General features: G+C 33.2%; 27 protein-coding genes and 2 tRNA genes. 3 read left to right on the top strand and 26 right to left on the bottom strand.

Features of this window, described 5'->3' with window-relative positions:
* Positions 1–158 precede the first annotated feature (158 nt).
* The 18 genes from ACSULM_RS07915 to ACSULM_RS08000 all read right to left on the bottom strand — a co-directional run bounded on the left by ACSULM_RS07915 (position 159) and on the right by ACSULM_RS08000 (position 15,959).
* Positions 159–232, bottom strand: a tRNA-Gly gene (locus ACSULM_RS07915).
* Positions 233–253: 21 nt separating this feature from the next.
* A tRNA-Leu gene (locus tag ACSULM_RS07920) sits at positions 254–336 on the bottom strand.
* Positions 337–666: 330 nt separating this feature from the next.
* Positions 667–1,128: a SprT family protein gene (locus ACSULM_RS07925; protein WP_436861925.1), complete on the bottom strand. Its 462-nt coding sequence runs from the start codon at positions 1,126–1,128 to the stop codon at positions 667–669.
* Entirely contained in the window at positions 1,121–3,271 is a 2,151-nt protein-coding gene (locus ACSULM_RS07930) for a Tex family protein (protein WP_436861927.1), read from the bottom strand. Before ACSULM_RS07930 ends, ACSULM_RS07925 begins: the two co-directional genes overlap by 8 nt.
* 143 nt (positions 3,272–3,414) lie before the next feature.
* A complete protein-coding gene (sigB, locus tag ACSULM_RS07935; protein WP_436861929.1) occupies positions 3,415–4,185 on the bottom strand; it encodes an RNA polymerase sigma factor SigB in 771 nt (256 codons plus the stop codon).
* A complete protein-coding gene (gene rsbW, locus ACSULM_RS07940; RefSeq protein ID WP_436855768.1) occupies positions 4,160–4,642 on the bottom strand; it encodes an anti-sigma B factor RsbW in 483 nt (160 codons plus the stop codon). Before rsbW ends, sigB begins: the two co-directional genes overlap by 26 nt.
* Position 4,643: 1 nt before the next feature.
* A complete protein-coding gene (locus tag ACSULM_RS07945; RefSeq protein ID WP_069996639.1) occupies positions 4,644–4,970 on the bottom strand; it encodes an anti-sigma factor antagonist in 327 nt (108 codons plus the stop codon).
* A 78-nt stretch (positions 4,971–5,048) separates the two neighbouring features.
* Entirely contained in the window at positions 5,049–6,092 is a 1,044-nt protein-coding gene (locus ACSULM_RS07950; RefSeq protein ID WP_436862037.1) for a SpoIIE family protein phosphatase, read from the bottom strand.
* Positions 6,093–6,392: 300 nt separating this feature from the next.
* Positions 6,393–6,755, bottom strand: a complete 363-nt coding sequence (locus tag ACSULM_RS07955) for a type II toxin-antitoxin system PemK/MazF family toxin (protein WP_436855770.1) — start codon at positions 6,753–6,755, stop codon at positions 6,393–6,395.
* Entirely contained in the window at positions 6,752–6,922 is a 171-nt protein-coding gene (gene mazE / locus ACSULM_RS07960) for a type II toxin-antitoxin system antitoxin MazE (RefSeq protein ID WP_436855771.1), read from the bottom strand. Before mazE ends, ACSULM_RS07955 begins: the two co-directional genes overlap by 4 nt.
* An 87-nt stretch (positions 6,923–7,009) precedes the next feature.
* On the bottom strand, positions 7,010–8,158 hold the full coding sequence (gene alr, locus ACSULM_RS07965; RefSeq protein ID WP_436861931.1) for an alanine racemase: 1,149 nt from the start codon (positions 8,156–8,158) through the stop codon (positions 7,010–7,012).
* 292 nt (positions 8,159–8,450) lie between these two features.
* Entirely contained in the window at positions 8,451–8,804 is a 354-nt protein-coding gene (gene acpS / locus ACSULM_RS07970; RefSeq protein WP_436861932.1) for a holo-ACP synthase, read from the bottom strand.
* 41 nt (positions 8,805–8,845) lie between these two features.
* Positions 8,846–9,322, bottom strand: a complete 477-nt coding sequence (locus ACSULM_RS07975; RefSeq protein WP_436861934.1) for a PH domain-containing protein — start codon at positions 9,320–9,322, stop codon at positions 8,846–8,848.
* 34 nt (positions 9,323–9,356) lie between these two features.
* On the bottom strand, positions 9,357–10,880 hold the full coding sequence (locus tag ACSULM_RS07980) for a PH domain-containing protein (protein WP_436861936.1): 1,524 nt from the start codon (positions 10,878–10,880) through the stop codon (positions 9,357–9,359).
* Positions 10,873–11,352: a PH domain-containing protein gene (locus ACSULM_RS07985; protein WP_436861938.1), complete on the bottom strand. Its 480-nt coding sequence runs from the start codon at positions 11,350–11,352 to the stop codon at positions 10,873–10,875. Before ACSULM_RS07985 ends, ACSULM_RS07980 begins: the two co-directional genes overlap by 8 nt.
* 175 nt (positions 11,353–11,527) lie before the next feature.
* Positions 11,528–13,048, bottom strand: a complete 1,521-nt coding sequence (gene cshA / locus ACSULM_RS07990) for a degradosome RNA helicase CshA (protein ID WP_436861940.1) — start codon at positions 13,046–13,048, stop codon at positions 11,528–11,530.
* A 472-nt stretch (positions 13,049–13,520) separates the two neighbouring features.
* Positions 13,521–14,876, bottom strand: coding sequence for a UDP-N-acetylmuramoyl-tripeptide--D-alanyl-D-alanine ligase (locus tag ACSULM_RS07995; protein ID WP_436861941.1), 1,356 nt, complete (start codon positions 14,874–14,876; stop codon positions 13,521–13,523).
* A 12-nt stretch (positions 14,877–14,888) separates the two neighbouring features.
* Complete coding sequence (locus ACSULM_RS08000) at positions 14,889–15,959, bottom strand: D-alanine--D-alanine ligase (protein ID WP_436861943.1); 1,071 nt, start codon at positions 15,957–15,959, stop codon at positions 14,889–14,891.
* 248 nt (positions 15,960–16,207) lie between these two features.
* Here ACSULM_RS08000 and ACSULM_RS08005 point away from each other — a divergent pair, with 248 nt between their 5' ends.
* Entirely contained in the window at positions 16,208–17,413 is a 1,206-nt protein-coding gene (locus ACSULM_RS08005; RefSeq protein WP_436861945.1) for an FtsW/RodA/SpoVE family cell cycle protein, read from the top strand.
* Positions 17,414–17,566: 153 nt separating this feature from the next.
* On the opposite strand, the gene ACSULM_RS08010 is transcribed toward ACSULM_RS08005, so the two are convergent.
* The 3 genes from ACSULM_RS08010 to csoR form a co-directional block, all read right to left on the bottom strand.
* Complete coding sequence (locus tag ACSULM_RS08010) at positions 17,567–17,707, bottom strand: Lmo0850 family protein (protein ID WP_142351597.1); 141 nt, start codon at positions 17,705–17,707, stop codon at positions 17,567–17,569.
* 165 nt (positions 17,708–17,872) lie between these two features.
* Positions 17,873–18,079 (bottom strand): putative copper chaperone CsoZ, encoded by a 207-nt coding sequence (gene csoZ / locus ACSULM_RS08015; protein WP_436861946.1) that lies wholly within the window; start codon positions 18,077–18,079, stop codon positions 17,873–17,875.
* Between the two features lie 14 nt (positions 18,080–18,093).
* On the bottom strand, positions 18,094–18,387 hold the full coding sequence (csoR, locus tag ACSULM_RS08020) for a copper-sensing transcriptional repressor CsoR (RefSeq protein ID WP_436861948.1): 294 nt from the start codon (positions 18,385–18,387) through the stop codon (positions 18,094–18,096).
* A gap of 138 nt (positions 18,388–18,525) precedes the next feature.
* Between csoR and cls the strand changes: the two genes are divergently transcribed.
* Both cls and ACSULM_RS08030 read left to right on the top strand, forming a co-directional pair.
* Positions 18,526–20,010 carry a cardiolipin synthase gene (cls, locus tag ACSULM_RS08025; protein ID WP_436855784.1) on the top strand — a complete coding sequence of 495 codons (1,485 nt, stop codon included), beginning with the start codon at positions 18,526–18,528 and terminating at the stop codon, positions 20,008–20,010.
* An 85-nt stretch (positions 20,011–20,095) separates the two neighbouring features.
* The gene (locus tag ACSULM_RS08030; protein WP_436861949.1) at positions 20,096–20,749 is read left to right on the top strand and encodes an HD domain-containing protein; all 654 of its coding nucleotides are present in this window, start codon (positions 20,096–20,098) and stop codon (positions 20,747–20,749) included.
* Between the two features lie 68 nt (positions 20,750–20,817).
* Here ACSULM_RS08030 and yidC read toward each other — a convergent pair whose 3' ends face one another.
* From yidC to tenA, 5 genes are all read right to left on the bottom strand, one after another.
* Positions 20,818–21,687 carry a membrane protein insertase YidC gene (gene yidC, locus ACSULM_RS08035; RefSeq protein WP_436861951.1) on the bottom strand — a complete coding sequence of 290 codons (870 nt, stop codon included), beginning with the start codon at positions 21,685–21,687 and terminating at the stop codon, positions 20,818–20,820.
* Positions 21,688–21,774: 87 nt separating this feature from the next.
* Positions 21,775–22,413 carry a thiamine phosphate synthase gene (thiE, locus tag ACSULM_RS08040; protein ID WP_436861952.1) on the bottom strand — a complete coding sequence of 213 codons (639 nt, stop codon included), beginning with the start codon at positions 22,411–22,413 and terminating at the stop codon, positions 21,775–21,777.
* Positions 22,413–23,204 carry a hydroxyethylthiazole kinase gene (gene thiM, locus ACSULM_RS08045; RefSeq protein WP_436861954.1) on the bottom strand — a complete coding sequence of 264 codons (792 nt, stop codon included), beginning with the start codon at positions 23,202–23,204 and terminating at the stop codon, positions 22,413–22,415. The genes thiE and thiM overlap by 1 nt, the downstream gene beginning before the upstream one ends.
* Entirely contained in the window at positions 23,197–24,018 is an 822-nt protein-coding gene (gene thiD / locus ACSULM_RS08050; protein ID WP_436861955.1) for a bifunctional hydroxymethylpyrimidine kinase/phosphomethylpyrimidine kinase, read from the bottom strand. The genes thiM and thiD overlap by 8 nt, the downstream gene beginning before the upstream one ends.
* Positions 24,011–24,700, bottom strand: coding sequence for a thiaminase II (tenA, locus tag ACSULM_RS08055; RefSeq protein WP_436861957.1), 690 nt, complete (start codon positions 24,698–24,700; stop codon positions 24,011–24,013). The genes thiD and tenA overlap by 8 nt, the downstream gene beginning before the upstream one ends.
* Positions 24,701–24,711 lie beyond the last annotated feature (11 nt).

The raw sequence follows: 24,711 nt of genomic DNA on the forward strand, positions 1-24,711 counted from the left end.
TCAAACTCTCCATAAATGAATTATGATGTTTGATTAGCTCATAAAATACTAATTTGTGTTATCTCTAACACTTGTTTTGAACCAACAATTTAATGTTGCGTTCGGAATTAACGTTGACATATTGCAATTCAGTTTTCAATGTTCATTAAAATTCTTATTGGAGCGGGTGATGGGAATCGAACCCACAACATCAGCTTGGAAGGCTGAGGTTTTGCCATTAAACTACACCCGCTTAATAATTAAAGTATTTTGATGCGGCCGAGAGGATTTGAACCTCCACGGGAATACTCCCACTAGGCCCTCAACCTAGCGCGTCTGCCGTTCCGCCACGGCCGCTTAGCAAAACGGTTATATACTTCTTCGTTCATTAAGTAACATATAACATTGTAATGTATTTTTAACGTAATGTCAATAACTTTTTAAAATGATTTTAACAAAATTAACTTCGCCTTAACGAAAGCAGCTATTAATTTCGCAACGTTTAATATCATATAATATATTCAACTGTTCGTCAACAAAAACAACTAATAAAAAAGAGTAATTTAACAATCCAATTCCATTTATACCTTTTTACTAATGAAGCAATACTCATTATAATGATTTACAAATCAAAAATAGCGTATGAGTTTCGAATGATCCATTCAAAACTTATACGCTATTATAATTTTACTTTTGTGACGCTATTTTAAATTCAGCTAATTTACCCTTGCATTTACCACAAACCATTTTACTCGTATTCACTTTCCTAATTCTAGGAAATTCACTACCACATTGTCTACACTGATATATATAATTTATACGATCTTCATATTTTTCAATCGCAGAACAGAATCTAGGTGCCCCTGTTTGCTGACTGAGCAGTTTAAAATCCTTGTCTTTATGTTTATAACCCTTACCTTGTAAGTGTAGATGGTAATGACACAATTCGTGTTTAATAATATCAATAATAGCAGTTTCACCGTACTCCATAAATTGTTTATTATTAATTTCAATATCATGAGAATTGAGTAAGTATCTACCACCCGTCGTTCTTAAACGCTTATTAAAATAAGCCCTATGTTTAAACGGTCTATCGAAATATGTGATTGATATTGATTCTGTTAACTTTTGTAAGCTTTCATTATTCATTAGGATCAATCATTGTTAATGATACTTTACCTTTTTTATCGTCAATATCTAGTATCCAAACATCAACAATATCTCCTACACTGACAATGTCCATTGGATTTTTTACAAATTTCTTGGATAACTTTGAAACGTGTACCAGTCCGTCTTGTTTTACACCAATATCAACAAAGGCCCCAAAATCTACAACGTTTCGCACGGTACCACTTAATTTCATATTTTTCTTTAAATCTTCAATTGATAATACATCTGATTTTAAAAGTGGTGTTTCAAATTCATCACGAGGATCTCGATTTGGTGTAATTAAAGATTTGATTATGTCTTCTAATGTTGGTTGTCCTACGTCTAATTTTTCAGCCATGCTAGCAATATCGATTTGGTTTAAAGCTAATTTCAATTCAGGTGTACGTAAATCTGCAGCAGTCTTTTCAATCTCAGAGAGTAATGCATAAGTAACTTTATAACTTTCTGGGTGAATTGAAGTATTGTCTAATGGTTCTTTACCATCAACAATTCTCATAAACCCTATACTTTGTTCAAACGTCTTAGCTCCTAAGCGTTTAACTTTTGCAATTTCCTTATTATGCGTTATTGCACCATTTTCCACTCTATAATCAATAATATTTTGAGCAATGGATGGCGTTAACCCAGCTACATATTGCAACAATGAACGTGAAGCCGTATTTACATCTACGCCTACTTGGTTTACTGCAGTTTCAACGACAAATGTTAATGCGCCTTCTAGCGCTTTCTGATTCACATCGTGTTGGTATTGACCTACACCAATGGACTTAGGATCAATTTTTACGAGTTCACTTAATGGGTCTTGAACTCTTCTCCCTATAGATACTGCACTTCGTTCTTCAACTTGAAAATCCGGAAACTCACTGCGTGCAACTTCCGATGCTGAGTACACAGATGCGCCCGCTTCATTCACTATAATAAACTGTACATTAAGATTATGTTTTTGAATCATCTCAGCAACAAATTGTTCAGTTTCTCTACTAGCAGTACCATTGCCAATAGCTATTAACGCCACATCGTAATCTTTAACAAATTTCACGAAAATATTTTCAGCATCTACTTTTTTGTTAACCGGTGGGTGCGGATACATAACACCTTTAGCAACAAAAGTACCAAACGGATTTATAACAGCAAGTTTACAACCTGTTCTAAATGCAGGGTCTACACCAAGAATTTGTTTTCCTTTCATAGGTGGTTGTAATAATAAATTCCTTAAATTTTCACTAAAGACATCGATTGCGTGATTTTCAGCTTTTTCAGTTAAATCGCCTCTGATTTCTCTTTCAATTGATGGCATGATCAATCTTTTCAAACTATCTTTTATGGCTGCTTCAATAACCTTCGCACCCTCATGTTGAGATTGAATTTCTTTTTTACGAATAAATTGTTCTACGCCTTGAGTGTCCATTTCGATTTTTACTGTAAGTACCTTTTCCTTTTCTCCACGGTTTACAGCTAATACTCGATGATTTGCAACCTTGTTCACTGGCTCTGAAAAATCATAATACATTGAAAATATTTCTTTTTCATCTTCAGCATTCTTTTTCTTTTGCGTCACCAATTGACCATGTTGGAATGTATCTTGTAGTATTTTACTTCTATATTTAGGCTCATCCGAAATTAATTCTGCAATGATATCTTGAGCACCTTTAATTGCTTCTTCAACACTTGCAACTTCATCCGTTAAAAATTGTTGCGCCTTCACTTCAACAGATTCATCAATAGTAGTTTGTTGCAACCATTTCGCTAAAGGTTCTAATCCTTTTCTCTTTGCTTCTGTTGCTCTTGTTTTCTTTTTCTGTTTAAACGGTCTATATAAATCTTCTACTCTTTGCAATTTCGTTTGTTTTAGAATATCTGCTTTTAAATCTTCCGTTAACAGTCCTTGTTCCTCTATGTTATGTATAACTTCTTCTTTTCTTTTTTGAAGGTTAACCATATATTGATATTCATCATCAATTTGTTTAATTTCAACTTCATCTAAACCGCCCGTTTGTTCTTTTCTATAACGTGCAATAAATGGAACTGTATTTTTCTCTTCTAATAAAGATAGAACAGCATTAATTTGTTTTGTTGTAAAATTATATTTGTTTCTAATTGATTCGATTAAATTACTATCCATGGAATCCTCCGCTCACATATATCTGTAAATTTTTTAACTTCACCTTATTCATTTTAACATAATTAATCGTATTCACTATTTTGAATTCATTAAATGATAAAAGCAGAATTCCACAAATATGGAACTCTGCTTACATCTATGTTCTATTTATTTGCAGCTTCCTGCAATTTTTTAATTGCTGTTCGTTGCAAACGTGATACATGCATTTGACTTAAACCGATACGTTCACCAGTTTCTTTCTGGCTCAATCCTTCAATAAACGTACACTGAATAATTTGTCTTTCTCGCTCAGTTAATATTGGAAGTATCTTCTCCAATATCATTCGTTTTTCAGTGAGATCATAGTTATCATCTTGTTGCCCCATGATATCTAGCAACGTAACTGTCGATCCGTCTTTGTCTGCTTCTATGGAATGATCTACACTAAGTGCATTATAACTTTGACCCATTTCCATAGCCTCAAGTACGTCTTCTTCATTCACTTCTAATCGCTCAGCAATTTCCGTGATTGAAGGTGATCGTTCTAATTCATTTGTTAATTCGTCTGTGACTTTTTTAATACGTGGCCCGATTTCTTTTATTCTTCTAGGTACATGGACACTCCACGTTTTATCACGTAAATAACGTTTTATCTCACCAATTACAGTTGGTACTAAAAAGGCTTCAAACTTTCTATCAAAGGCTAAGTCAAATCGATTAATTGCACCGATTAAACCTACCATACCAACCTGAACAAGGTCTTCATGATGAGATTGACCTTTAGAATATTTATACGCCAAGGATTCGATTAACTTTCTATAATGTTTGACAAGTTTATCTTGCGCATCGTTATTTTCATTATTCTGATGCTGCATAATCCATTGGTTTATTTGTTCAGGTGATACATCATTAACTGATTTCGACTCTTTCGCCATTATTTCGCACCTGCTCTTTTTTAATATACTTTATCATACTGATTGTCACACCAGATTGTTTGTCGACTGTGACTTCATCCATTAAAGATTCAATTAAAAACAGTCCAAGACCGCCCTCTCTTAAGAAGTCTATGCTTTCATTTTCTTTATATGGCCCCAATTGTGCTTTCGTTTCTTCATAATCAAAACTTTCACCTTGATCTGAAATGATAATTTTAATCCTATCTTCAAATATTTCAAAACACAGGTTAATCATCCCTACATCGGTTGGATCATCTTTATATGCATGTTTTACGGCATTCGTAACGGCTTCACTCACTGCAATTTTTGCATCTTCGATATCATCATATGATGCGCCTGCACGTGAAAATACTCCAGATAATGTCAATCGTATTAAACTCACGTATTCTGCAGATGCTGGTAAACGCATTTCAATATAATCTTGTTTATGTTGCATGTTATTCGACCTCCGTTCCTTCATTAACATGCATCAAATCTTTTAATCCAGTTATATCAAACAAACGTCCAATGCGATCTGAAACACCTAATATATATAATTCTTTATCATTTTGGTTTAATGCTTTTAATGTACCTACAAATAATCCTAAGCCCGTTGAGTCCATGTAACTCACATTTTCTAAATTTACATAGATATCATGCGTACCTTCCTGTCTCATTGGAACTAGGACTTCTTCTAATTCAGGAACTGTATAAACATCCAGTTCACCACCAACTTTCACCTCATAATGCGAATCATGAGTCACAGTTTCAATATTAAGGTTCATAACATTACACTCCTAATTATAGTCTCATTAATAACTTTTATACCCTTAAATTTTAAATTTAAATCTTAACTATTAAAATTAATTTACTCGCTTAATAATCAATATCGTAAGGTCGTCTCTCTTATCAGGATTCTGGATTTTTAAAATCGCTTCATACAATAATTGGACGATATCTTGCGGATGCATATGTTTATATTTATGAATCATATTCAACAGATATTGTTTATCAAGGAAATCCCCAGCTTCGTTTCTGACTTCTGTCACACCATCTGTAAATACAATTACTAAATCATTTATAAATATTGGAATTTCTTGTTGTTTGTATCGCGTTTGTTGGCTTACACCAAGTACTCTGCCACGTACATTTATTTCTTCAAAGTCTTCAGTTTCTGCTCTATAAACATAACCCGGTTCATGTCCAGCTGAACTACAATACAGTAAGTGGTTGAGTTCTTCATACAATCCATAGAACATCGTTACAAACATATTTTGATTCACGTTTTTTTCCACAACGCGATTAAGTCTTTTTAATCCATCACTTGGCAATTGAGAATGCCCATAGGAATCCATACCAAATTTAATCATACTCATGGCAAGTGCTGCTGGTATCCCTTTACCAATAACATCTGCTACAGCAAAACTCATCGTTCCATCTTTGTGATCAATAAGGTTAAAATAGTCTCCACTTACTTTCTGTGCTGCTACTGAAATCACACCGATTTGAATACTATCAAATTGAGGAATATCAGTCTTTAACATCGTTTGTTGTAAACGTGACGCCAAGTCTATCTCTTTGTCGTGATACTGCATACGATCTACAAGGTGTTTATAGTCTTTATAACTATATCCAAAACCTTTAACTATTTCTTTTAATACACTAAATGTTTTCAAAATTTGTGTTTCATCTAAATTTAAAACTTTAATGTAGTCTTTATGTATTTGTACAATGTCTTCTGGTAATAAATCTTTTTTTATAACTTCTGCTGTAAATCCTTCACACTTCTTTATTAAATCGCTTGTATCTTCTGTGTGTAAACTCTCGTCAATGAGCGCTTTATATTGATTTTTGAATGCTTCCACGCAATAATACCTCCTCAAAATGCAAATATAAATCGCATACATTTGATATAACATATTGATATGTCTGTATGTATGTTAATTTCATGATTATAGTTCATGCACTTTTAATCTCTCTACTGCTCTGCTTAAATTATGTTTAAAATACTTAAATATCTAAAAAAGCTTTAGGAGACCCTAAAGCTTTTAAATTAGACATTGTTTTCCAAGGTAGCAACCATCGCTAAAAATCCAAATTTTAAGCAACTTGTGTTAATTACTAATTTAAATGGTTGTTGCATGCTATAGAGCATGGATGTCTATAACTCACTATTTAATTTACTTATGTTGTAAAACCTTGGTTAATCAGGACTTTTGATTTCTAATATTATGTAATCCTAAACTTATATCTATGGCATTGTTAACTTCTTTCATTTTTTCATCTGAAAGATATGTTAATTTTTCTTTTAACCTATTTTTATCCAATGTTCTAATCTGTTCCAATAATATGACAGAGTCTTTATCTAATTTATACTTACTTTTTTCTATTTCTACATGTGTAGGAATTTTAGCTTTATTTATCCTACCGGTAATTGCTGCCACAATCACGGTAGGACTATATTTATTACCAGTGTCATTTTGAATGATAACGACAGGTCTTATTCCCCCTTGTTCAGACCCTTGAACTGGTGATAAATCAGCTAAATAAACGTCGCCTCTTCTCATCATTCATTATTATTCTTAGAACTAATGTAGCCTTCATTGCAATCACAAGCTTCACACTCAAAAGGAAATGCTTCTGCTGCAAGGGAGAGGTTTAAATCGGCCATTTGTGAATAGCCTTCTTTTAATAACTGTTCAATGCTATGATTTCTACTTTGATTAAAACTTGCCATGAATAAAGACCTCCATGTGACTAAAATATAATAAGTCGAGTTTGGTTGTTAGCCTTATCATAACAAATTTTCAAAGGAGTGACTATACTATTTCAGTAATTCATTGCGAATTTCTAGGTCTTCAGACCCATGATAAATTCGAGGAAGCCTTCTACTCAGTTTGCATAACACTTCATAATTGATTGTTTGTTGTTGATATGCCAATGCTTCTGCTGATTGAGGGCTATCATTATGATGATCCATAATAATAACTTTATCACCTGCTTGGATAGATTCAGGTACTTTGATAATAATTTGGTCCATACACACTTTTCCAATTACTTCGCATTGATGACCATTTACGTTTACAGAGAAACCTTTCATTAATCGAGGATAGCCATCTGCATATCCAACCGGTATAATCCCTATTTTAGTAGTGACTTCTGCTGTATATACACTACCGTAACTCACAGATTCTCCAGGTTGTAACCATTTAGTTTGCACAATTTCACTAATCCACTGTGCACTAGGCTTCAAATGAACTTTGACGTTTGATTGAACATACTCAGACGGATAATAACCATATAGCGAAATCCCTACACGCACCGCATTACAAAATTGCGTGTCTTTCATCAATGCTCCCGCAGAGTTCTGAGAATGAACATAGTCAGGTTGTTCTGCTTGTGACACCATCGCTTCAAATTGAGCTTGTTGTTGGTTCATAGAATCACCAGGTTCATCTGCACATGCGAAATGTGTAAACACGCCTTCAAAGATTAGATGCTCATGTTGGTGAATAAGGTCAATGATATCCTTATATTCATCACCAGATTTGATTCCTAATCTTCCCATACCAGTATCTAATTTAAGATGTAACCATAAATCTTTTTCATTAGCTTCTGATATTTCTTGAATGGCTTGTTGTAACCACTCTTTTGATGGGACGGTAATAGCAATTCGATGCTGAATTGCCTTACTGATACTATCAGTTGGAATAACGCCTAGCACTAAAATTTTGGCAGTGATTCCATGCATACGTAGTTCAATCGCCTCATCTAAAGTTGCAACTGCAAAAAATTCTGCGCCGTATTCCATGAGTTGGCGTGCAATTTTTATACTTCCCAATCCATAGCCATTCGCTTTCACTACTGGCATAACTGTTTTATGAGGATGTAATTTTTGGAAAACTTGAAAATTTGACACAATAGCATTCAAATCTACGTTAACGTAGGTATATCTATAATATTTATCGGACATTAAGGCAATACCTCCTATAATAAAGCAAGACTGAGACAAAAGTAGATATCTCAGGTTCTTGTTCACTTAGGCAGAAGATGACTGAATTGAATATGTAAAGTCTCACTGCTTAGTTCATTAAGTTAGTGAGACTTATGCATGAGTTTCAGCTCAGGTAAACTTTTTCAAACCTAGCCATCCTTGCCAAGTTTGGACTACGAAATCTATATTAAAGCATTTGATTTCTATCCTACTCCCTAATTTTATAATATTCTTAAAAAGATATCCAAATTATCGCTTTTTTGTGCGATAACTATACTTCTAAGACAACTTGACACGTAGCATAATGCTCTGTGTGCGATATACTAACATGTACAATGTAACCCTCAAAGTGGATACAAGGTTTACCATTTTCATCATTCCAACAATCAATATCATTGAAGGCGATTGTTTTACCTAAACCTGTACCTAAAGCTTTACTAAATGCTTCTTTACTTGCAAATCTACCAGCAAGAAATTCCATTTTACGTTGTTCATGTTTAAATTGATAAAATGTTTCTTGTTCTCTCTCGGATAATATGCGCTCGACAAGTTTTTCTCCTTGCCTTTGATAAAGTCGCTTTATTCTTTCAATTTCAATCAAATCTACACCAATACCATATATCATTTGTTTCACCTCATCAATATCCTACAACAATCGTGAATTACTTATTTATCATTCAAATCAGCAACATGTGTATTTTCATTTATAAATTCTGAACCACCATTTTTGATATGAACTTTCAAACTGGCTGCAATTTCCTTATCAATGAGTTTGATATCTGCATTACCACCAGCAGTAGATAAAGTTAAATTTGCAAGTTTATATTTCCTCATTAACAAACCTTCGTGTGTATCAACATTTTGAATTCTAAATAATGGTATGCGTACTACTTTCACGAAAAACAAGCCACTTCTAACTGTTATCTCATTATTTTCAAGTTTATACTTAAATATTTTATATTTATATGTTGGAATAACAATGATACCTATCACAATATATATCAAGATAATCGCAATGCTTATCACAATTACCCAGTTTTGTGAATCATTAGATAACAATTCCAGCCATAATGCATTCACTACATAAAACGCAATCAATATTAAACATAAAATGACCGTTGTAATCGTTGCTGAAATACGCATAACTGTCTTTCCAGAATTGTGCATATATCTATAATTATTGATGATGATCACCCCTTAAATACCAAGATTGAAGCATATCAACATGCTGATTCGGATTGAATTTCAAACCTATAGCTTCACTACCAGCAGCCTTCGCTATTATAAAATTAAAGTTGGTTAGCCCGCTATTAATTAAAAATGGATTACGTTTAACTTCCATTCCTAAAATTTTATCATGCTTAAAGTATGAATTTTTAAAGCCGAATAGTGTTACGTTGCGTACTACAAGTTCGTCCGCTTTAATTTTCAATCCAGAATATTTAATCACTAGAAAACTCCGGATGATTAAAAGTAAAATTAAAATCGCGGCAATTAGAAAAACCCATGGTTTCCAAAAGTGATTAATAACTAGTGCAATAATAATCAATACGGCAGAGGGTTGCCAAAAATATCTATGAAATCCACTCCAAGGCATTCCTGTTTTTGCATCTTCAAATGCCATATTAGGCATCAATCCTGTAATAATGTCATAGGCTTTTCCACGTTTAATAAACGGTAAAATCATTACATTTCCATTTAATGTAACATCGTCTCCATCAAGGTCATCCATATCGCTTGTTATAACAAAGTGTAATGAGGTATAGCCAAAAATCTTTCTGAGAAACGACTGTTTTTCAACAACAGCTTGAACACGATTTGTTGGAACTGTAATACTTTTAACATTAAACAGGCCGTACTTAATATTCAACTGATTCCCGTTTTTAGTAACTGTGTAGTTGAAATTACGAATAATAACAATTAGAGTCCCTACAATGTAACTGATGAGTACTATGGCAGAAATTGTAAGTAGAACAATCACAGAAATTGCTTGTGATATTTGCGAAAATTCATCCGTAAACCAATGCCACGGTATGACATCAGAAAGCCCACCAATAATCGGGGAAAGTGTGGCAAAGGCAACACCAATTGCACCACTAGTCAATGCCATGAGTAGTAATTCTTTAAAGTTCAGTTTGTATAAAGAAACTGCTTGTGGTTCCGACTGTATATTTGTAGCTGTATCGGATGCTTCGCTTTGATTTTCTAAGTGGATATCCGATTGATTGGTTGCTTGGTTGTGTTCAACTGATAGCTCACTTTGCTTTTCTTTTATTGCTTTTTGAATAAAATCACTTTGTTTTTTAGAAACTGTATCTAACTCTAAACCATCACTCGGTGTTTTAATTTGTAGCTTCACACCACCAACAATTTGGTTAACAATGCCTTGTGAGGTATCTAATGTTTGTATTCTACGAATGTTTAGCTCTTTACGTTCCTTTGTAAAAATACCTGTTGCTAATATAAAGTGATCATTTTCAATCCAATAATGTGTATTATAAACTTTCAATACTTGGGTAATAAATGAAAATAGAAAGATCAACGTGATAATACCTGGAAAGATGTAAGCATAAATATTAGTGAAATCAAAATCTCTAATATTAAATACAAAGAATATAATAATCAGTACAATATTCTGCTTAATCGCTTCAATAATACCTGTCACATAAGAAATAGGATGTAATTTTTGAGGACTATACATCAAAATCAGCTCCTCTCAAATAATCGAATGTCGTTGTTTCAAATGTTTTTGCATCTTCCGTATGTATTAGCGGGAAACTCACATGATGACCAGCAGTCACTAATGATAGCTTAACCAAAGATAATTTCTTAAGTATGGGGTTATATTTTTGTTCTATAAATTGTGTTCTTTCAAATTTAACAATTTCTTGTTTTTTGAAGAAAAAATCACGTTTAATTTCGATATAATCTTTATTCACTCGATAATATGTATAATTATATTTAATCCACGGCCCAATCAAAGCATATATTAAGTCAACTATTAACAGTCCTATAAATATATAAATTAAAAAATGCCACCAATGAAAGTGACTCCATAAAAATATTAAGACGATAGTAACGATCAAATTCACTATAAATTCTAGTCCTTCTATTAAATAATAATATTTTTTAGCTTGCACCGGACTTTTCTTTAATAGCTGGTCGTTTTCCATAAACACACTCCTCTACTAATATTTCTTTAATTATAACATAGGCATTATATTCACTACATCCCTACTAATAGACTACATATGTACATTCTAATTTTATATATATTGAATTGAAATAAAAAAATCACCCCAAATAATTGGGATGATCAAACCTAAATTTCATATATGATAAATGACTTTATTTCTTATGGTCTGCGAATGTGCGACCTTTCATTGATTGCTTGTTGTTTTTTCTATCAGAAGAAGGTCTATCATTTTTCTTCTTATTGAAACCGCCTTTGCCAGAACGACGATTTTTGTTATCAAACTTGCCACCACCACGTTTGTGATTACCACCACGTTTATGGTTGCCACCTTTACCTTGACGTCCTTTACCACGAGATAAAGGTTTTTCGAATGTTAATTGAACATCAACTTCATCGTTTGATTCAACCAATTCTTGTAATAATGCTGCTACTAAATTCACATCATCATACTCTTCAATTAATTCTTTAGCGATGCGTTGTAGTCTTGGTTCGTTATCTCTAGACATCCAGTTTTGAACTTTGCCTTTAATGTCGTTTTCACGCGCTTTAAGTACCTCTTTACGGTGCGGTGGTCTTAAAGCAGTCATTTGACGTTTGTTTGCTTGTTCAATTTGACGAATATAGTCCATTTCAATTGGATTTACAAATGTGATTGCTACACCTTTTTTACCAGCACGTCCTGTACGGCCAATTCTGTGAGTATAACTTTCAGTATCTTGTGGAATGTCAAAGTTATAAACATGACTTACACCAGAAATATCAAGTCCTCTAGCAGCAACATCTGTTGCAACTAAGATATCAAGTTGATCGTTTTTGAATTTTTTCAATACTTCTAAACGTTTCGCTTGAGTAATGTCTCCGTGTAAACCTTCAGCTTTGTAACCTTTAGAGATTAACGCGCTTGTTAATTCATCAACACGACGTTTTGTACGACCAAAAACGATAGCAAGTTCTGGTTGGTGTACATCTATAAAGCTTGTGAATGTATCGAATTTTTCCAATTCTTTAACGATTGTATAAAATTCTTCAATTTGTGGATCTGACATTTCATTGTTCATTGTTTTAACAATAACTGGTGATTTCATGAATTGTTGTACCAATGATTGAATTGCTTTTGGCATAGTAGCAGAGAACAACATTGTTTGACGTTGTTCAGCAGGAATTTTGTCCATGATAAATTTCATATCATCGATGAATCCCATGTTCATCATTTCATCAGCTTCATCTAAAATAAGCGTGTGAATATCATTTGTTTTCAATGTGCGACGATTCAAGTGATCAATGACACGTCCTGGTGTACCTACAACAATTTGTGGACCTTTTTTTAGTGCCTTGATTTGACGATCTATCGGCATTCCACCAAATACTGTAACAACTTGAATGCGTTGTCCTTTAGCAAATGCTTTTAATGATTCAGCAACTTGCATTGCTAATTCTCTTGTTGGTGCAAGGATGAGTGATTGTACGCCTTCTTTATCAGCGACTTTTTCTATTAATGGTATACCAAACGCACCTGTTTTACCTGTACCTGTTTGTGCTTGACCAAGAACATCTTTACCTTCTAAGGCAAGAGGGATACTCTCTTTTTGAATAGGAGTGGCCTCATCGAACCCCATAGCTTGTAGGGTTTCTGCCAACTTATCTGAGATCCCTAATTCTTTAAAATTTTGCAATATAATTCTCCTTTATTTATCTGTATTTCTATACATATATGTTCACTTAAGTTTCTTCAACTTCTTTATAGTACCACCTCAAGTGTATAATCGCAATAAACCAAATTAGATTATATGGCGTGATTTACTCGCAATCATCGGATTTCATTATGTCTAAACTAGCGAATCATATAGGTTGTAAGCGTTTAATTTTATTTCCTTCTGCTTCTATATATAATCTGAAAAAAATTTGTTACTTAGCTTTTTCAGTTATTTACTGAGATTGTTTTTCTTAAAAGTAACGAATTTCGTTTTTTATATTAAATGAAATACTTATTGACTATTTAATCTTAGTAATCTAATTCTCTCAATAATTTGGCATAGTTAAAATATCACCAAAAAGGAGCAAGTTAGAGTCCAAAACTAATTTGGATACTTAAACTTACTCCCTATCATCAAACTTATTCATTTTATACAGCTAAGTTCTTATTGGTTAAATGAGTGCATTTACAACATCTTCTAATTTCATACCTCTAGAGCCTTTGATTAGAATCTTATCTTCTGGCAATAAATCGGATTTTAATGTGTTGATTAATGCATCTTTATCTTCAAAATGATTTGCTTGTTTAACAAAATTTTTACCAGTTTTGCTAATATATTTTGATTCTTCACCATAGGTAAACAATACCTCAATGCCTTTATCAGCTAAGTATTGTCCTACACTTTCATGCATCGCTTGACTGTCAGGACCGAGTTCAAGCACATCTCCGAGTACGAGGATTTTTCTACCCTGCATACCAGCTAACGTATCAATTGCTGCTTTCATACTAGTTGGACTCGCATTATAAGCATCATTAATAACTAATTGATTATCATGTGTGTGGTGTTGTTCCATTCGCATGCCTGTTAATGTGACATGGCGCAAATTTTCAAATATTGTCTCATAGGCTAAATTTAATCTCTTGCCTACCGCTATAGCAATCGTGGCATTCTTCATATTATGTTCACCAAGAATCGGTAACTTATAGCGCTCTTCACCATTTATATAGAAGGAAATGCCTTCATCTGCAATTGTATCAATAGTAGCGACGAGCGTATTTTCAGTATGCTTTCCTATACTTACTAAATCGACATCGTGCAATCCATTCACGTGTGGTTCTAATAAAGGTTCATCGCCATCATAAATAAACAGACCCCCTTTTTTCAAACCAATTGTTATTTCAGATTTTGCTTTAGCGATACCTTCTCTTGAACCCAAATCTTGCATATGAGATTCACCTATATTAGTGATGACTGCAATATCTGGTTGCGCTAAATTTGAAAGTAACTCAATTTCATGAAATCCAGACATACCCATTTCTAAAATTGAAATTTCTGTATCTATGTCTAACTCCAAAATAGTCAATGGCAAACCAATCTCATTATTATAATTACCTTGTGTTTTTTTAACTTTAAACTGTGGTTTTAGTACACTTTCAATCATATCTTTAGTCGTTGTCTTACCATTTGAACCTGTAACTGCTACCACTTGCGGATTCACAAATGCTAAATAAGCTTGTGCAAGTTGCTGTAACGCTGTTAATGTATCGTCAACCCAAATGATTGGTCCTGAAACTGCTTCATCTAAAGGTACACCTTTTTGATAAAATGCTGCGCCTGCACCATCTTTTAATGCCTGAGCCACGTATTTGTGTCCATCTACGTGTTCACCTTTAAATGGAATAAATAAATTCTGATTATTAATTTCGCGTGAATCAATAGAAACACCTTTTATACCGTGATCCATATATTCATTTTCAATTTCGCACGGAATCCATGTTTTAATTTGTTCTAACGTTACTTCGATCATTATTTATTCGCCTCAGTCAATTTTGTATTTATTTTGCTTTTTATCATTATGCTTTTCTTTAGCTAATTTAATTAATTTTTTAATTAATTCAGAATAAGAAACACCCATATTTTCCCAAAGACTTGGATACATACTGAATGCTGTAAAACCAGGCATTGCATTAGTTTCATTTATGAAGATTTGATTATCTTCAGTAACAAAGAAATCGGCACGTAATAAGCCTGAACAATCTGTCGCTTTAAATGCTTCAACAGCCATATTTCTTAATGTCATTTGAACATCTTCATCTAAATCAGCTGGTATATCTAATTTAATCTTGCCATCTTTATATTTCGCTTTATAATCATAGAACGCCACATCTTTAATAACTTCGCCAGGCCAAGTCGTTTCTGGATAATCATTACCAAGTACTGCAACTTCAATTTCACGGGCTACAATTCCTTGTTCGATAACTAATTTGCGGTCAAATTGGAATGCTTCTGCAATCCCTGTTTTAAGTTCTTCTTCATTATTACATTTGCTGATACCCACACTTGAACCTAGGTTAGCCGGTTTCACAAATACTGGATATTCTAATTTGTCATGTACTAATTTTAAAATATTGCTTTCATATTTTTGATATTCACTTCTTAAAAAGCTGACATATGGTAATTGAGGTAGACCTCTATGTGCAAATAATTGCTTCATTACCAATTTATCCATAGAACTTGAGGCAGCTAAAACACCATTACCTACATACGGTATATCTAACACTTCAAATAAACCTTGAATCGTACCGTCTTCACCATTAGGTCCGTGTAATAATGGGAATACTGCACTATAGGCATGACCTGTGCTTCCAACACTTAATAAGGTTGAAATTTCACCCGCTTCAATTTCTGGTAATCGTAACGAGTCTATATCATTAATAGTGTCTACGATGTTTTCTTTCTTTTTCCATGCACCATCATTTGTTATGTAGATAATGTCTATTTGATACTGTTCTTTATCAATTGCGTTTAAGACATTTTGTGCCGTTAATATAGAAACATCGTGTTCTGCACTTTTTCCTCCGTATACGATACATACATTTTCTTTAGCCATTTTTTAGCCTCCATATACAATTCTTAAACTACATCATATCACGACTTAATATGATTTTGCATTTGTAAAGTGTATAAAAAACATTTATTTTTGAATTACATGAATGGTTTGTAAATTCTTTAATTTTAGTAGTTAAATAGGAATTTCCTAAAACCACACCCTACTTCTAGCAAAATGTGTTAAAGTTCGGTAAAATCTATATATAATATCAAAGATAGAGAAATTTAAGTAGTTTAAAGGAGTAAGAAATGAGTACTTCACGTCAATTAAAAAATAATCATTGGGTACAGCGGATAGACTGGATTCTCATAGGTATCCTCGTATTGTTAGCAATTATAAGTGTTACGGTTATCAATTCGGCTATGGGCGGCGGTCAGTATAGTGCCAACTTTAGCATCAGACAAATTTTATATTATGTATTAGGTGGCATTATCGCACTACTAATTATGCTTGTATCTCCTAAAAAACTAATGAAATATACATATTTACTTTATTTTATTCTATGTATCGGTCTATTTATTCTGATTATCATACCAGAAACACCGATTACACCGATTATCAACGGTGCCAAAAGTTGGTATAAATTTGGCCCAATCAGTGTACAACCTTCAGAATTTATGAAAATTGTTTTAATTCTAGCATTAGCCAAATTAATTTCTAGACATAATCAATTTACTTTTAACAAATCACTGGAAACTGATTTTAAACTATTGTTTAAAATTATCGGCATTTCAATTATTCCAATGGGACTAATTTTATTACAAAATGACCTAGGAACGACACTTGTGATTTGCGCTATCATCGTTGGTGTCATGATTGTCAGTGGTATTTCGTGGAAAATATTGGCACCATTATTTATTGCCGCAATCGTATTTGCATCCACAATTATATTATCTATTATCTATAAACCATCATTGATTGAAAACACTTTAGGCATCAAGACGTATCAACTCGGTCGTATTAACTCTTGGCTAGATCCATACACATATAGTAATGGAGACGGATATCATTTAACAGAGTCACTGAAAGCCATTGGTTCTGGTCAACTATTTGGTAAAGGATTTAATCATGGCGAAGTATATATACCCGAGAATCACACTGACTTTATTTTTTCTGTCATCGGTGAAGAATTTGGCTTTATTGGTTCAGTGTTTATCATTTTAATATTTTTAGCATTTATTTTCCATTTAGTTCGACTCGCAACTACAAGTGATTTGCCATTTAGTAAATTGTTTATCATTGGTTATGCATCATTAATATTATTCCACGTATTACAAAATGTTGGAATGACGATACAACTCTTACCAATTACTGGTATTCCATTACCATTTATTAGTTATGGTGGTAGTTCACTATGGAGCTTGATGTGTGGTATTGGCGTCTTATTATCTATTACTTATCATCAATCCAAGCAGTATTCACCAGATAAAACATTGGTTCGTTCTAAAAATTAACTTCAAATTAAATGCAAAATAAGAGGTATGCTTCGAAATGGAAGCATACCTCTTTTGTATTATGTACATATTGTATTTTATTCAACATTAAACTTCAAATAAATAAAAAGCGACCAGAACTATTAGCTCTAATCACTTAATTGGGTAACTTGACTATTTCAACTCGTTAGCGGTTTTTACATTTGTTGGTAAAGTATGCATAACTTCTAATCTTGATTTGGTTTTCTTTATGTTTACCCCTAATGATGATAATAGTTTAACTACGTTTTGAATCTTTTCGTTATCCTTACTCATATCATCACCCCTAAATACTTGCTTCTATTACATCTTACCCCATTTATAGGTAAAATACTAAATTATATTCAAATCTTTCAATTTATTTTAACAATTAGAATTTCATGCATCTACAACATATTAAAAACAGTTTAATACGTTATCACTTTGTATGATGATTAATAGTTAATATAGAATTTCGTAACCAAGATCATAAACTTCTTTTTCTAAATTATTTAAACTTGCTGGTGTTTCGAACTTGATTCTTATTTCGCCATGCAAAATATCAACTACTACCTCTTGGACACCGTGGAATGCATGTAAGTGTTGTTCAATTTGTGCTTTTTGAGTTTCAGACTCAATACCAGCTATATAAATGATTTCTGATTTCATGTGTTATACCTTCCCTAATCTTTCATTAATTTCTGAAATGTTACTAATAACTCTTCCATTGCTTCTTCTTCTTGACCATGCACAACTTTGTCCATGATACAGCTTTTCATATGATGATCTAAGAGTTTTGTGGCTACACTATTTAAAGCGGATCTCGTCGCTCTAATTTGTGTGAGTACATCATCGCAATATACATCTTCATCTACCATACGATTTATCGCTCTCACTTGACCCTCTATTCTATTTAATCTTGATTTTAAATTTGATTTAATTTGCTCTGAATGATGCGCTTTTTGAGTTTCAGTCATATCTTAAGACCCCCTTCATATTTCATGCTCATAATATACCCCTTGTAGGTATTAGTCAAGTGATAAAAAGCAACTTCCGTGTTACAATGGTTAGGAATTTAGTATGTTTTTAATTATGGATTAGCATGGAGGTTTAATATGATAGATATTTTTTCAGTTACATTCAATTACACAAACGTTGTCATTAATATTATATTGATTGGTGCGTTTATATTAAACCTAATCTTTGCGTTTACAATTATTTTCATGGAACGTCGCTCAGCTGGTTCTATTTGGGCTTGGCTCTTAGTACTAGTACTGATACCTATTTTAGGTTTTATTATTTATCTTTTTATAGGCAGACAAATTCAGCGTGACCATATTTTTTCTTTGGATGAAGAAGATAAAGTTGGCATAGAAATGATTGTAAATGAACAACTAGAAGCCTTAAAGAATGATGACTTTTCAAAAGGCAACCATCAAATTGTGAAATTTAAAGATATGGTACAAATGTTGTTATATAACAACGCAGCATTTTTAACAACTGATAATAAAATTGATATTTTCACTGATGGTGAAGAAAAATTTAATACCTTACTCAAAGACATCGATGAAGCAAAAGATTATATACATATTCAATACTACATCTTTAGAAATGATACTTTAGGTAAAAAAATCTTAACCGCACTTGAAGCAAAATTAGACGAAGGTGTCGAAGTCAAAATGCTCTATGATGATATGGGGTCGAGAAGCTTATCTCTTAAAGACTTTAAATCATTCAGGACAAAAGGCGGTCACGTCGAAGCATTTTTCCCATCTAAACTACCACTCATCAATTTACGTATGAATAATCGTAATCATAGAAAGATAGTCATCATTGATGGTCATATCGGTTATGTTGGTGGCTTTAATGTCGGCGATGAATATTTAGGTTTAAAGAAAAAATTTGGTTATTGGAGAGATACTCACCTTCGTATCAGAGGTGATGCAGTCAATGCATTACAATTACGTTTTATGATAGATTGGAATTCTCAATCTACACGTGATAATTTAAAATACGCTGAACGCTATTTTCCAGATGTGAATTCTGGTGGTACGATTGGTGTCCAAATTGCATCGAGTGGTCCTGATGAAACATGGGAACAAATCAAATATGGTTATTTAAAAATGATTGCTTCTGCAAAACATTCGATTTACATCCAATCGCCATACTTTATACCTGATCAAGCCTTTTTAGATGCCGTGAAAATTGCAGCACTTGGTGGTGTTGACGTTAATATTATGATTCCGAATAAACCTGATCATCCTTTCGTTTATTGGGCGACTTATAACAATGTCGCCTCTTTATTAGAAGCAGGCGTCAACATCTTCCAATACAATAACGGGTTCCTACATTCTAAAACACTCGTCATTGATGATGAAGTCGCAAGTGTAGGTACTACAAATATGGATCATCGTAGTTTTACGTTAAATTTTGAAATTAATGCATTTATCTATGATACACATATTGCCAAAGAGTTGAGAGCTGCATTTGAACAAGACCTCAATGTATCTTATCGTTTAACACCTGAACTTTATGCGCAACGAAGTTTATGGATTAAATTTAAAGAAGGTATCTCGAGATTATTATCTCCAATACTTTAAAATAATGTTAGACCTTACGTAATGATAAATATTCTATTACGTAGCTCTATTATTTTTATAATTTCTAAATAAGAGGTGTATCGCTTTGAATAATGAAGAAAGATTATCACTCGCATATGATTATATGCATGACTTTCATAAAAAAGATGCCACGGGACATGATGTTGCACATGTTAATCGTGTCTTACATTTAGCAACTTATATCGCTCAATGTGAAGGTGTTACTGATTTACTAACTATAAAATTGGCTAGTTTATTACATGATACAGTTGACCACAAACTCACAGATGTTGACCAAGCCATGCAACGTTTAACATTATTTTTACAAAAATTAAACTTGCCAGAGGAGCAACAACTACACATCCTTCATATTATTCAATATATGAGTTACAGCAATGGTAACAACAACGCTATCGACCTATCTATTGAAGGTCAAATAGTTAGGGACGCTGATAGATTAGACGCAATAGGTGCGATAGGAATTGCGCGTACATTTCAATTTGCAGGTCATTTCGGTGAACCGATGTGGATTGAAAATGATACACAACCCATCGATAATAATACAATTACGCATTATGATGATTGGGCGCCTTCAGCTGTTAAGCATTTTTATGAAAAATTGTTTAAATTAAAAGACTTAATGCATACCCCTACTGCGAAACAACTCGCTGAACAAAGGCATCAATTTATGTGTCACTATATTAATCAATTTTTTGACGAATGGTATTTTGAACATTAAGTTCTATACAAAAAACCCAATCCGAGTTAACCGGATTGGGCTTTTTGTTTATTCAATTCGTATGGTTGTTATTTCTTTTTGCTTTTCTTAGAAACAACTTGGGTATTTTTACCTTTACCTGAAGCTTCAGATTTCTTCTTCTCCATCGCTTCAATCATAGGTGCAACTTCTCTTTGTGCAAGTTTTGAATAATACATATTCGCTACTTGAGTTTGTACAATCAAGAATGCGGCACTGACTGACCAATAAAGTCCTAATGCCGAAACAGATGTGAATGAAATCCACACAATCATAATTGGTGAAATAATCATCATCATGTAACCCATTTGACGTTGTTCAGTTGGCATACTTTTACTTGATACATAAGCTTGTAAGAAGTATAAGATACCCGCAATCACTGTAATCCAAATATCTGGTTTAGCTAAGTTAAACCAAAGGAAATTAGGATGATCTGTAAAACCACCACTTGATGGATATTTCAATACGAAGAATAATCCCATGATAACTGGCATTTGAATTAGAATTGGTAAACAACCTAACATGCTCTTCATCGGGTTCATATCATATTTTTTATAAACTTCCATCATTTCTGAGTTTGCTGCCATTTTCTCTTCTTGCGTACGTGAACGCTTAACTTTTTCTTGAATTGCATCAATGTCCGGTTTAGCGACTTTCATTTTTTCACGCATCATATGACTGTTCTTATAGTTAGATAACATGAATGGCAACAATACAATACGTATTGCCAATACAAGTACTACAATTGCTAAGCCATAGTCATTATTAAAACTCGATCCCAACCAATGAATTAAGTTGTCCATTGGTACGTAGAACGTATTAAAGAAAAATCCGTCTCTATTTTCAGCTTTAGAATAGTCACAACCTGCTAAGAAGACCATTACACCTAATAATAAAGGTAGTAGCGCTTTCTTTTTCATTTTTCCACCTCTAATGATATATTCACATAGAATTCATTCTATCATATTCCAAGTGAAGTAGAAAACAAAAAAAGTAATTTTTAAGCGTTATTCAATATTTTGTAAGAATTTTTGTACAGTATCGCCAATATATTCACTCTTAGTAATCGCTGAAATCACAGAAATACCATCTGCTCCCGCTTCCATAATTGCTGGTGTGTTATCGATATGAATGCCACCAATCGCAACTATTGGAAAATCATTAATATAGTTTCTTAATTTAGGTATCATTTCTGGTCCAACAGGTTGATTCGCGTCATCTTTTGATGTCGTTGCATACATCGGGCCAACACCTATATAATCTACATGTGTCAAATCTGACTTTTCGTATTCATCAATATCACTAATACTTAAACCAATAATCTTTCCGTTAAACTCATGCGCAAATGATTTGATATCTTTATCATCTTGCCCTACATGTATACCATCAGCCTCAATTTCCTTCGCCAGTGCTACATCATCATTAACAATAAACGGAACGTTATACGAATGACATAAAGTCAATAATTGTTGTGCTAATTGCACTTTGGCTTTCCCAGTTAAAGCATTTGTTCCTTTTTCTCTAAATTGAAACATTGTTATACCATTTTTCAATGCTTCTGTTACAACTTCTACTATGTTTTTGTTTTCTGGAATATCTTGTGTTCCACAAATAAAATAGAGTTTTAGATTATTTTTATCAAACATTACTCCACCTCTTGTTTTTTACAGTGATGTAAATAATCATCTTCTGAAACTTGAGCTAAACTGTCTAGTAACGCGATCATAAACGATCCAGGTCCTTTATCACTAGTTAACTGTTCTGCATTTTCCGCTGCAATATTATAAAATGCAACTGCCTGAATCAATGATTCGATATCTACTTTCAAGTTGTCATCAATAAAGCTAGCAACTATCGCTCCTAATAAACAGCCAGCTCCAGTGACCTGAGCTAGTAATGGCGAACCATTGTATAGTTTAAATATTTGATTATCTTGTATAACGACATCTATCTTTCCAGTTATAACAATGGCACAATTTAATACTTCATGGGCTTTTTTAGCAATTGAAACTACATCCAAATCTTGGTCACTGTCTGTCCCTTTCATTGTTGCTTCATTATCTATCAGAGCTAACACTTCTGATGCGTTTCCTTTAATAACAGAAACATTGACTTCTTGTAAAAATGTTTTACAAAATTCTTTACGATACTGTGATGCACCAACTGCAACTGGGTCAAAAACAATCGGTGTGCCTACTGCATTGGCAGTTTTAGCAATTTTTAATATATCGTCTTCTCTATCTTTGGTTAATGTACCTATATTTATAAGCAAGGCATTCGCAGGCGTCAACATATCCTTTGCTTCCTCAGGTGCTTGACTCATTGCGGGACTCGCACCTAAACTTAGAAGTCCATTTGCCGTAAAATTTTTAACTACATCATTTGTATAACAAATAACAAGTGGATGCTGTGCTCTTATTGTGTCTAGTCTATTCATCATCTAAACCTACTTTCTTCATATATGCAAAATGATTTACAGGACCTCTGCCCATTCCAATTTCTGGCGTATGTTTTATACTTAATGAGATAAAATGTTTTGCTTTTTTAACGGCTTCATAAATTGATTTTCCTTTAGCAAGTTCAGCTGTAATCACCGCAGAAAATGTACAACCTGTGCCATGTGTATGTTTAGTATCATAGCGTGGTTCTTCAAAGGTAAACACACCTTCTTCTGTAAATAAATAGTCTTTAGCATATTCTGAATCCTCAGCATGCCCACCTTTAATAACGACACCCTTACTTCCAATTTCATTAATAAACATATGACCTGCCTTATAAATCATTGCTTCACTATCGATTTTCAACTGTGTAATTTCTTCTGCTTCAGGTAGATTTGGTGTAGCAACCGTCGCATATGGTAATAGGATGCGTTGTAAATCTGCTTTCGCATCATCATCCATTAATGAATCACCGCTTTTTGCTAACATCACTGGATCAATGACATATGGTATTTCAGGATATTGTTTCAAATATGATTGAATAAGCTGCATCATTTCTCTAGAAGCTATCATCCCTGTTTTTAGTGCTTGTGGTAATTCATCATCAAATACACTGGCTAATTGTTCGGACAACCAATCTGTTTCTAAATTATGAATATGTTGTACACCTTTAGTATTTTGAGCAACGATACTTGTAATGGCTGCCATGCCGTAAACGCCACATGCATGAAATGATTTTAAATCTGCCATCACCCCTGCACCTCCTGTTGGATCAGTACCGGCAATAGTCAAAGCAATCTTAGGTTTATGCATGATACACACCTCCATAGTCCCATGCCTCTTCATTAAACGCCATATTAAAGAATCGACTTTCATGAATTGTACTTTGTAAGAAACATTGTTTGATTTCATTTTTCTCTGAATCCGAACATTGTTCAGTTAATTGATTCATAAGTGCATCAAATATAACGACTAATTCATTCATTTCAGTGTTGTAAAATTCAAACCATTTCGCTAAAGGAGAATTTTTATTTAAATCATTGTCTTTCATAGCTCGTTGGGCAATGATTTGATATACATAAGGACAAGGTGCCATTGCAGCAATAGTATAAGCTGCATTTTCTTTAGCATACGCATTATAGTACATATGTTTAATATAATGATCTCCACTTGGTGGCCATACTTTTTCTTGCACTATATCTTCATAAACTTCACCAACATAATCAGCTAATATTTCATGCGCCTCTACTTCACCATTTACAATAAATTGAATTTGTTCTACTAAAAATTGTACATCGCTTAACTGTTTCATTTTCGGTATGAGCAAAGCATATATATTCGCAAATTCTTTTAAATAAGAAGCATCAGCTCTCAAATAAAACTTTATTGCATCATTAGGCAAGTCACCATGTAACATACCTTGTACGAACGGGTCTTTATAAATTTCATCAATAATTGGTTGTGACTCTTGTTTAAGTTGTTCTGAAAATAACATCAAAAATCCTC

Source organism: Staphylococcus caeli, assembly GCF_051413795.1.
GTDB classification, from domain to species: domain Bacteria; phylum Bacillota; class Bacilli; order Staphylococcales; family Staphylococcaceae; genus Staphylococcus; species Staphylococcus caeli_A.

Coding starts and splice junctions, on each gene's coding strand:
- ACSULM_RS07925 (WP_436861925.1), bottom strand. CDS start 1,128: ATGAATAATGAAAGCTTACAAAAGTTAACAGAATCAATATCAATCACA.
- ACSULM_RS07930 (WP_436861927.1), bottom strand. CDS start 3,271: ATGGATAGTAATTTAATCGAATCAATTAGAAACAAATATAATTTTACA.
- sigB (WP_436861929.1), bottom strand. CDS start 4,185: ATGGCGAAAGAGTCGAAATCAGTTAATGATGTATCACCTGAACAAATA.
- rsbW (WP_436855768.1), bottom strand. CDS start 4,642: ATGCAACATAAACAAGATTATATTGAAATGCGTTTACCAGCATCTGCA.
- ACSULM_RS07945 (WP_069996639.1), bottom strand. CDS start 4,970: ATGAACCTTAATATTGAAACTGTGACTCATGATTCGCATTATGAGGTG.
- ACSULM_RS07950 (WP_436862037.1), bottom strand. CDS start 6,092: ATGTATGCGATTTATATTTGCATTTTGAGGAGGTATTATTGCGTGGAA.
- ACSULM_RS07955 (WP_436855770.1), bottom strand. CDS start 6,755: ATGATGAGAAGAGGCGACGTTTATTTAGCTGATTTATCACCAGTTCAA.
- mazE (WP_436855771.1), bottom strand. CDS start 6,922: ATGGCAAGTTTTAATCAAAGTAGAAATCATAGCATTGAACAGTTATTA.
- alr (WP_436861931.1), bottom strand. CDS start 8,158: ATGTCCGATAAATATTATAGATATACCTACGTTAACGTAGATTTGAAT.
- acpS (WP_436861932.1), bottom strand. CDS start 8,804: ATGATATATGGTATTGGTGTAGATTTGATTGAAATTGAAAGAATAAAG.
- ACSULM_RS07975 (WP_436861934.1), bottom strand. CDS start 9,322: ATGCGTATTTCAGCAACGATTACAACGGTCATTTTATGTTTAATATTG.
- ACSULM_RS07980 (WP_436861936.1), bottom strand. CDS start 10,880: ATGTATAGTCCTCAAAAATTACATCCTATTTCTTATGTGACAGGTATT.
- ACSULM_RS07985 (WP_436861938.1), bottom strand. CDS start 11,352: ATGGAAAACGACCAGCTATTAAAGAAAAGTCCGGTGCAAGCTAAAAAA.
- ACSULM_RS07995 (WP_436861941.1), bottom strand. CDS start 14,876: ATGATCGAAGTAACGTTAGAACAAATTAAAACATGGATTCCGTGCGAA.
- ACSULM_RS08000 (WP_436861943.1), bottom strand. CDS start 15,959: ATGGCTAAAGAAAATGTATGTATCGTATACGGAGGAAAAAGTGCAGAA.
- ACSULM_RS08005 (WP_436861945.1), top strand. CDS start 16,208: ATGAGTACTTCACGTCAATTAAAAAATAATCATTGGGTACAGCGGATA.
- ACSULM_RS08010 (WP_142351597.1), bottom strand. CDS start 17,707: ATGAGTAAGGATAACGAAAAGATTCAAAACGTAGTTAAACTATTATCA.
- csoZ (WP_436861946.1), bottom strand. CDS start 18,079: ATGAAATCAGAAATCATTTATATAGCTGGTATTGAGTCTGAAACTCAA.
- csoR (WP_436861948.1), bottom strand. CDS start 18,387: ATGACTGAAACTCAAAAAGCGCATCATTCAGAGCAAATTAAATCAAAT.
- cls (WP_436855784.1), top strand. CDS start 18,526: ATGATAGATATTTTTTCAGTTACATTCAATTACACAAACGTTGTCATT.
- yidC (WP_436861951.1), bottom strand. CDS start 21,687: ATGAAAAAGAAAGCGCTACTACCTTTATTATTAGGTGTAATGGTCTTC.
- thiE (WP_436861952.1), bottom strand. CDS start 22,413: ATGTTTGATAAAAATAATCTAAAACTCTATTTTATTTGTGGAACACAA.
- thiM (WP_436861954.1), bottom strand. CDS start 23,204: ATGAATAGACTAGACACAATAAGAGCACAGCATCCACTTGTTATTTGT.
- thiD (WP_436861955.1), bottom strand. CDS start 24,018: ATGCATAAACCTAAGATTGCTTTGACTATTGCCGGTACTGATCCAACA.
- tenA (WP_436861957.1), bottom strand. CDS start 24,700: ATGTTATTTTCAGAACAACTTAAACAAGAGTCACAACCAATTATTGAT.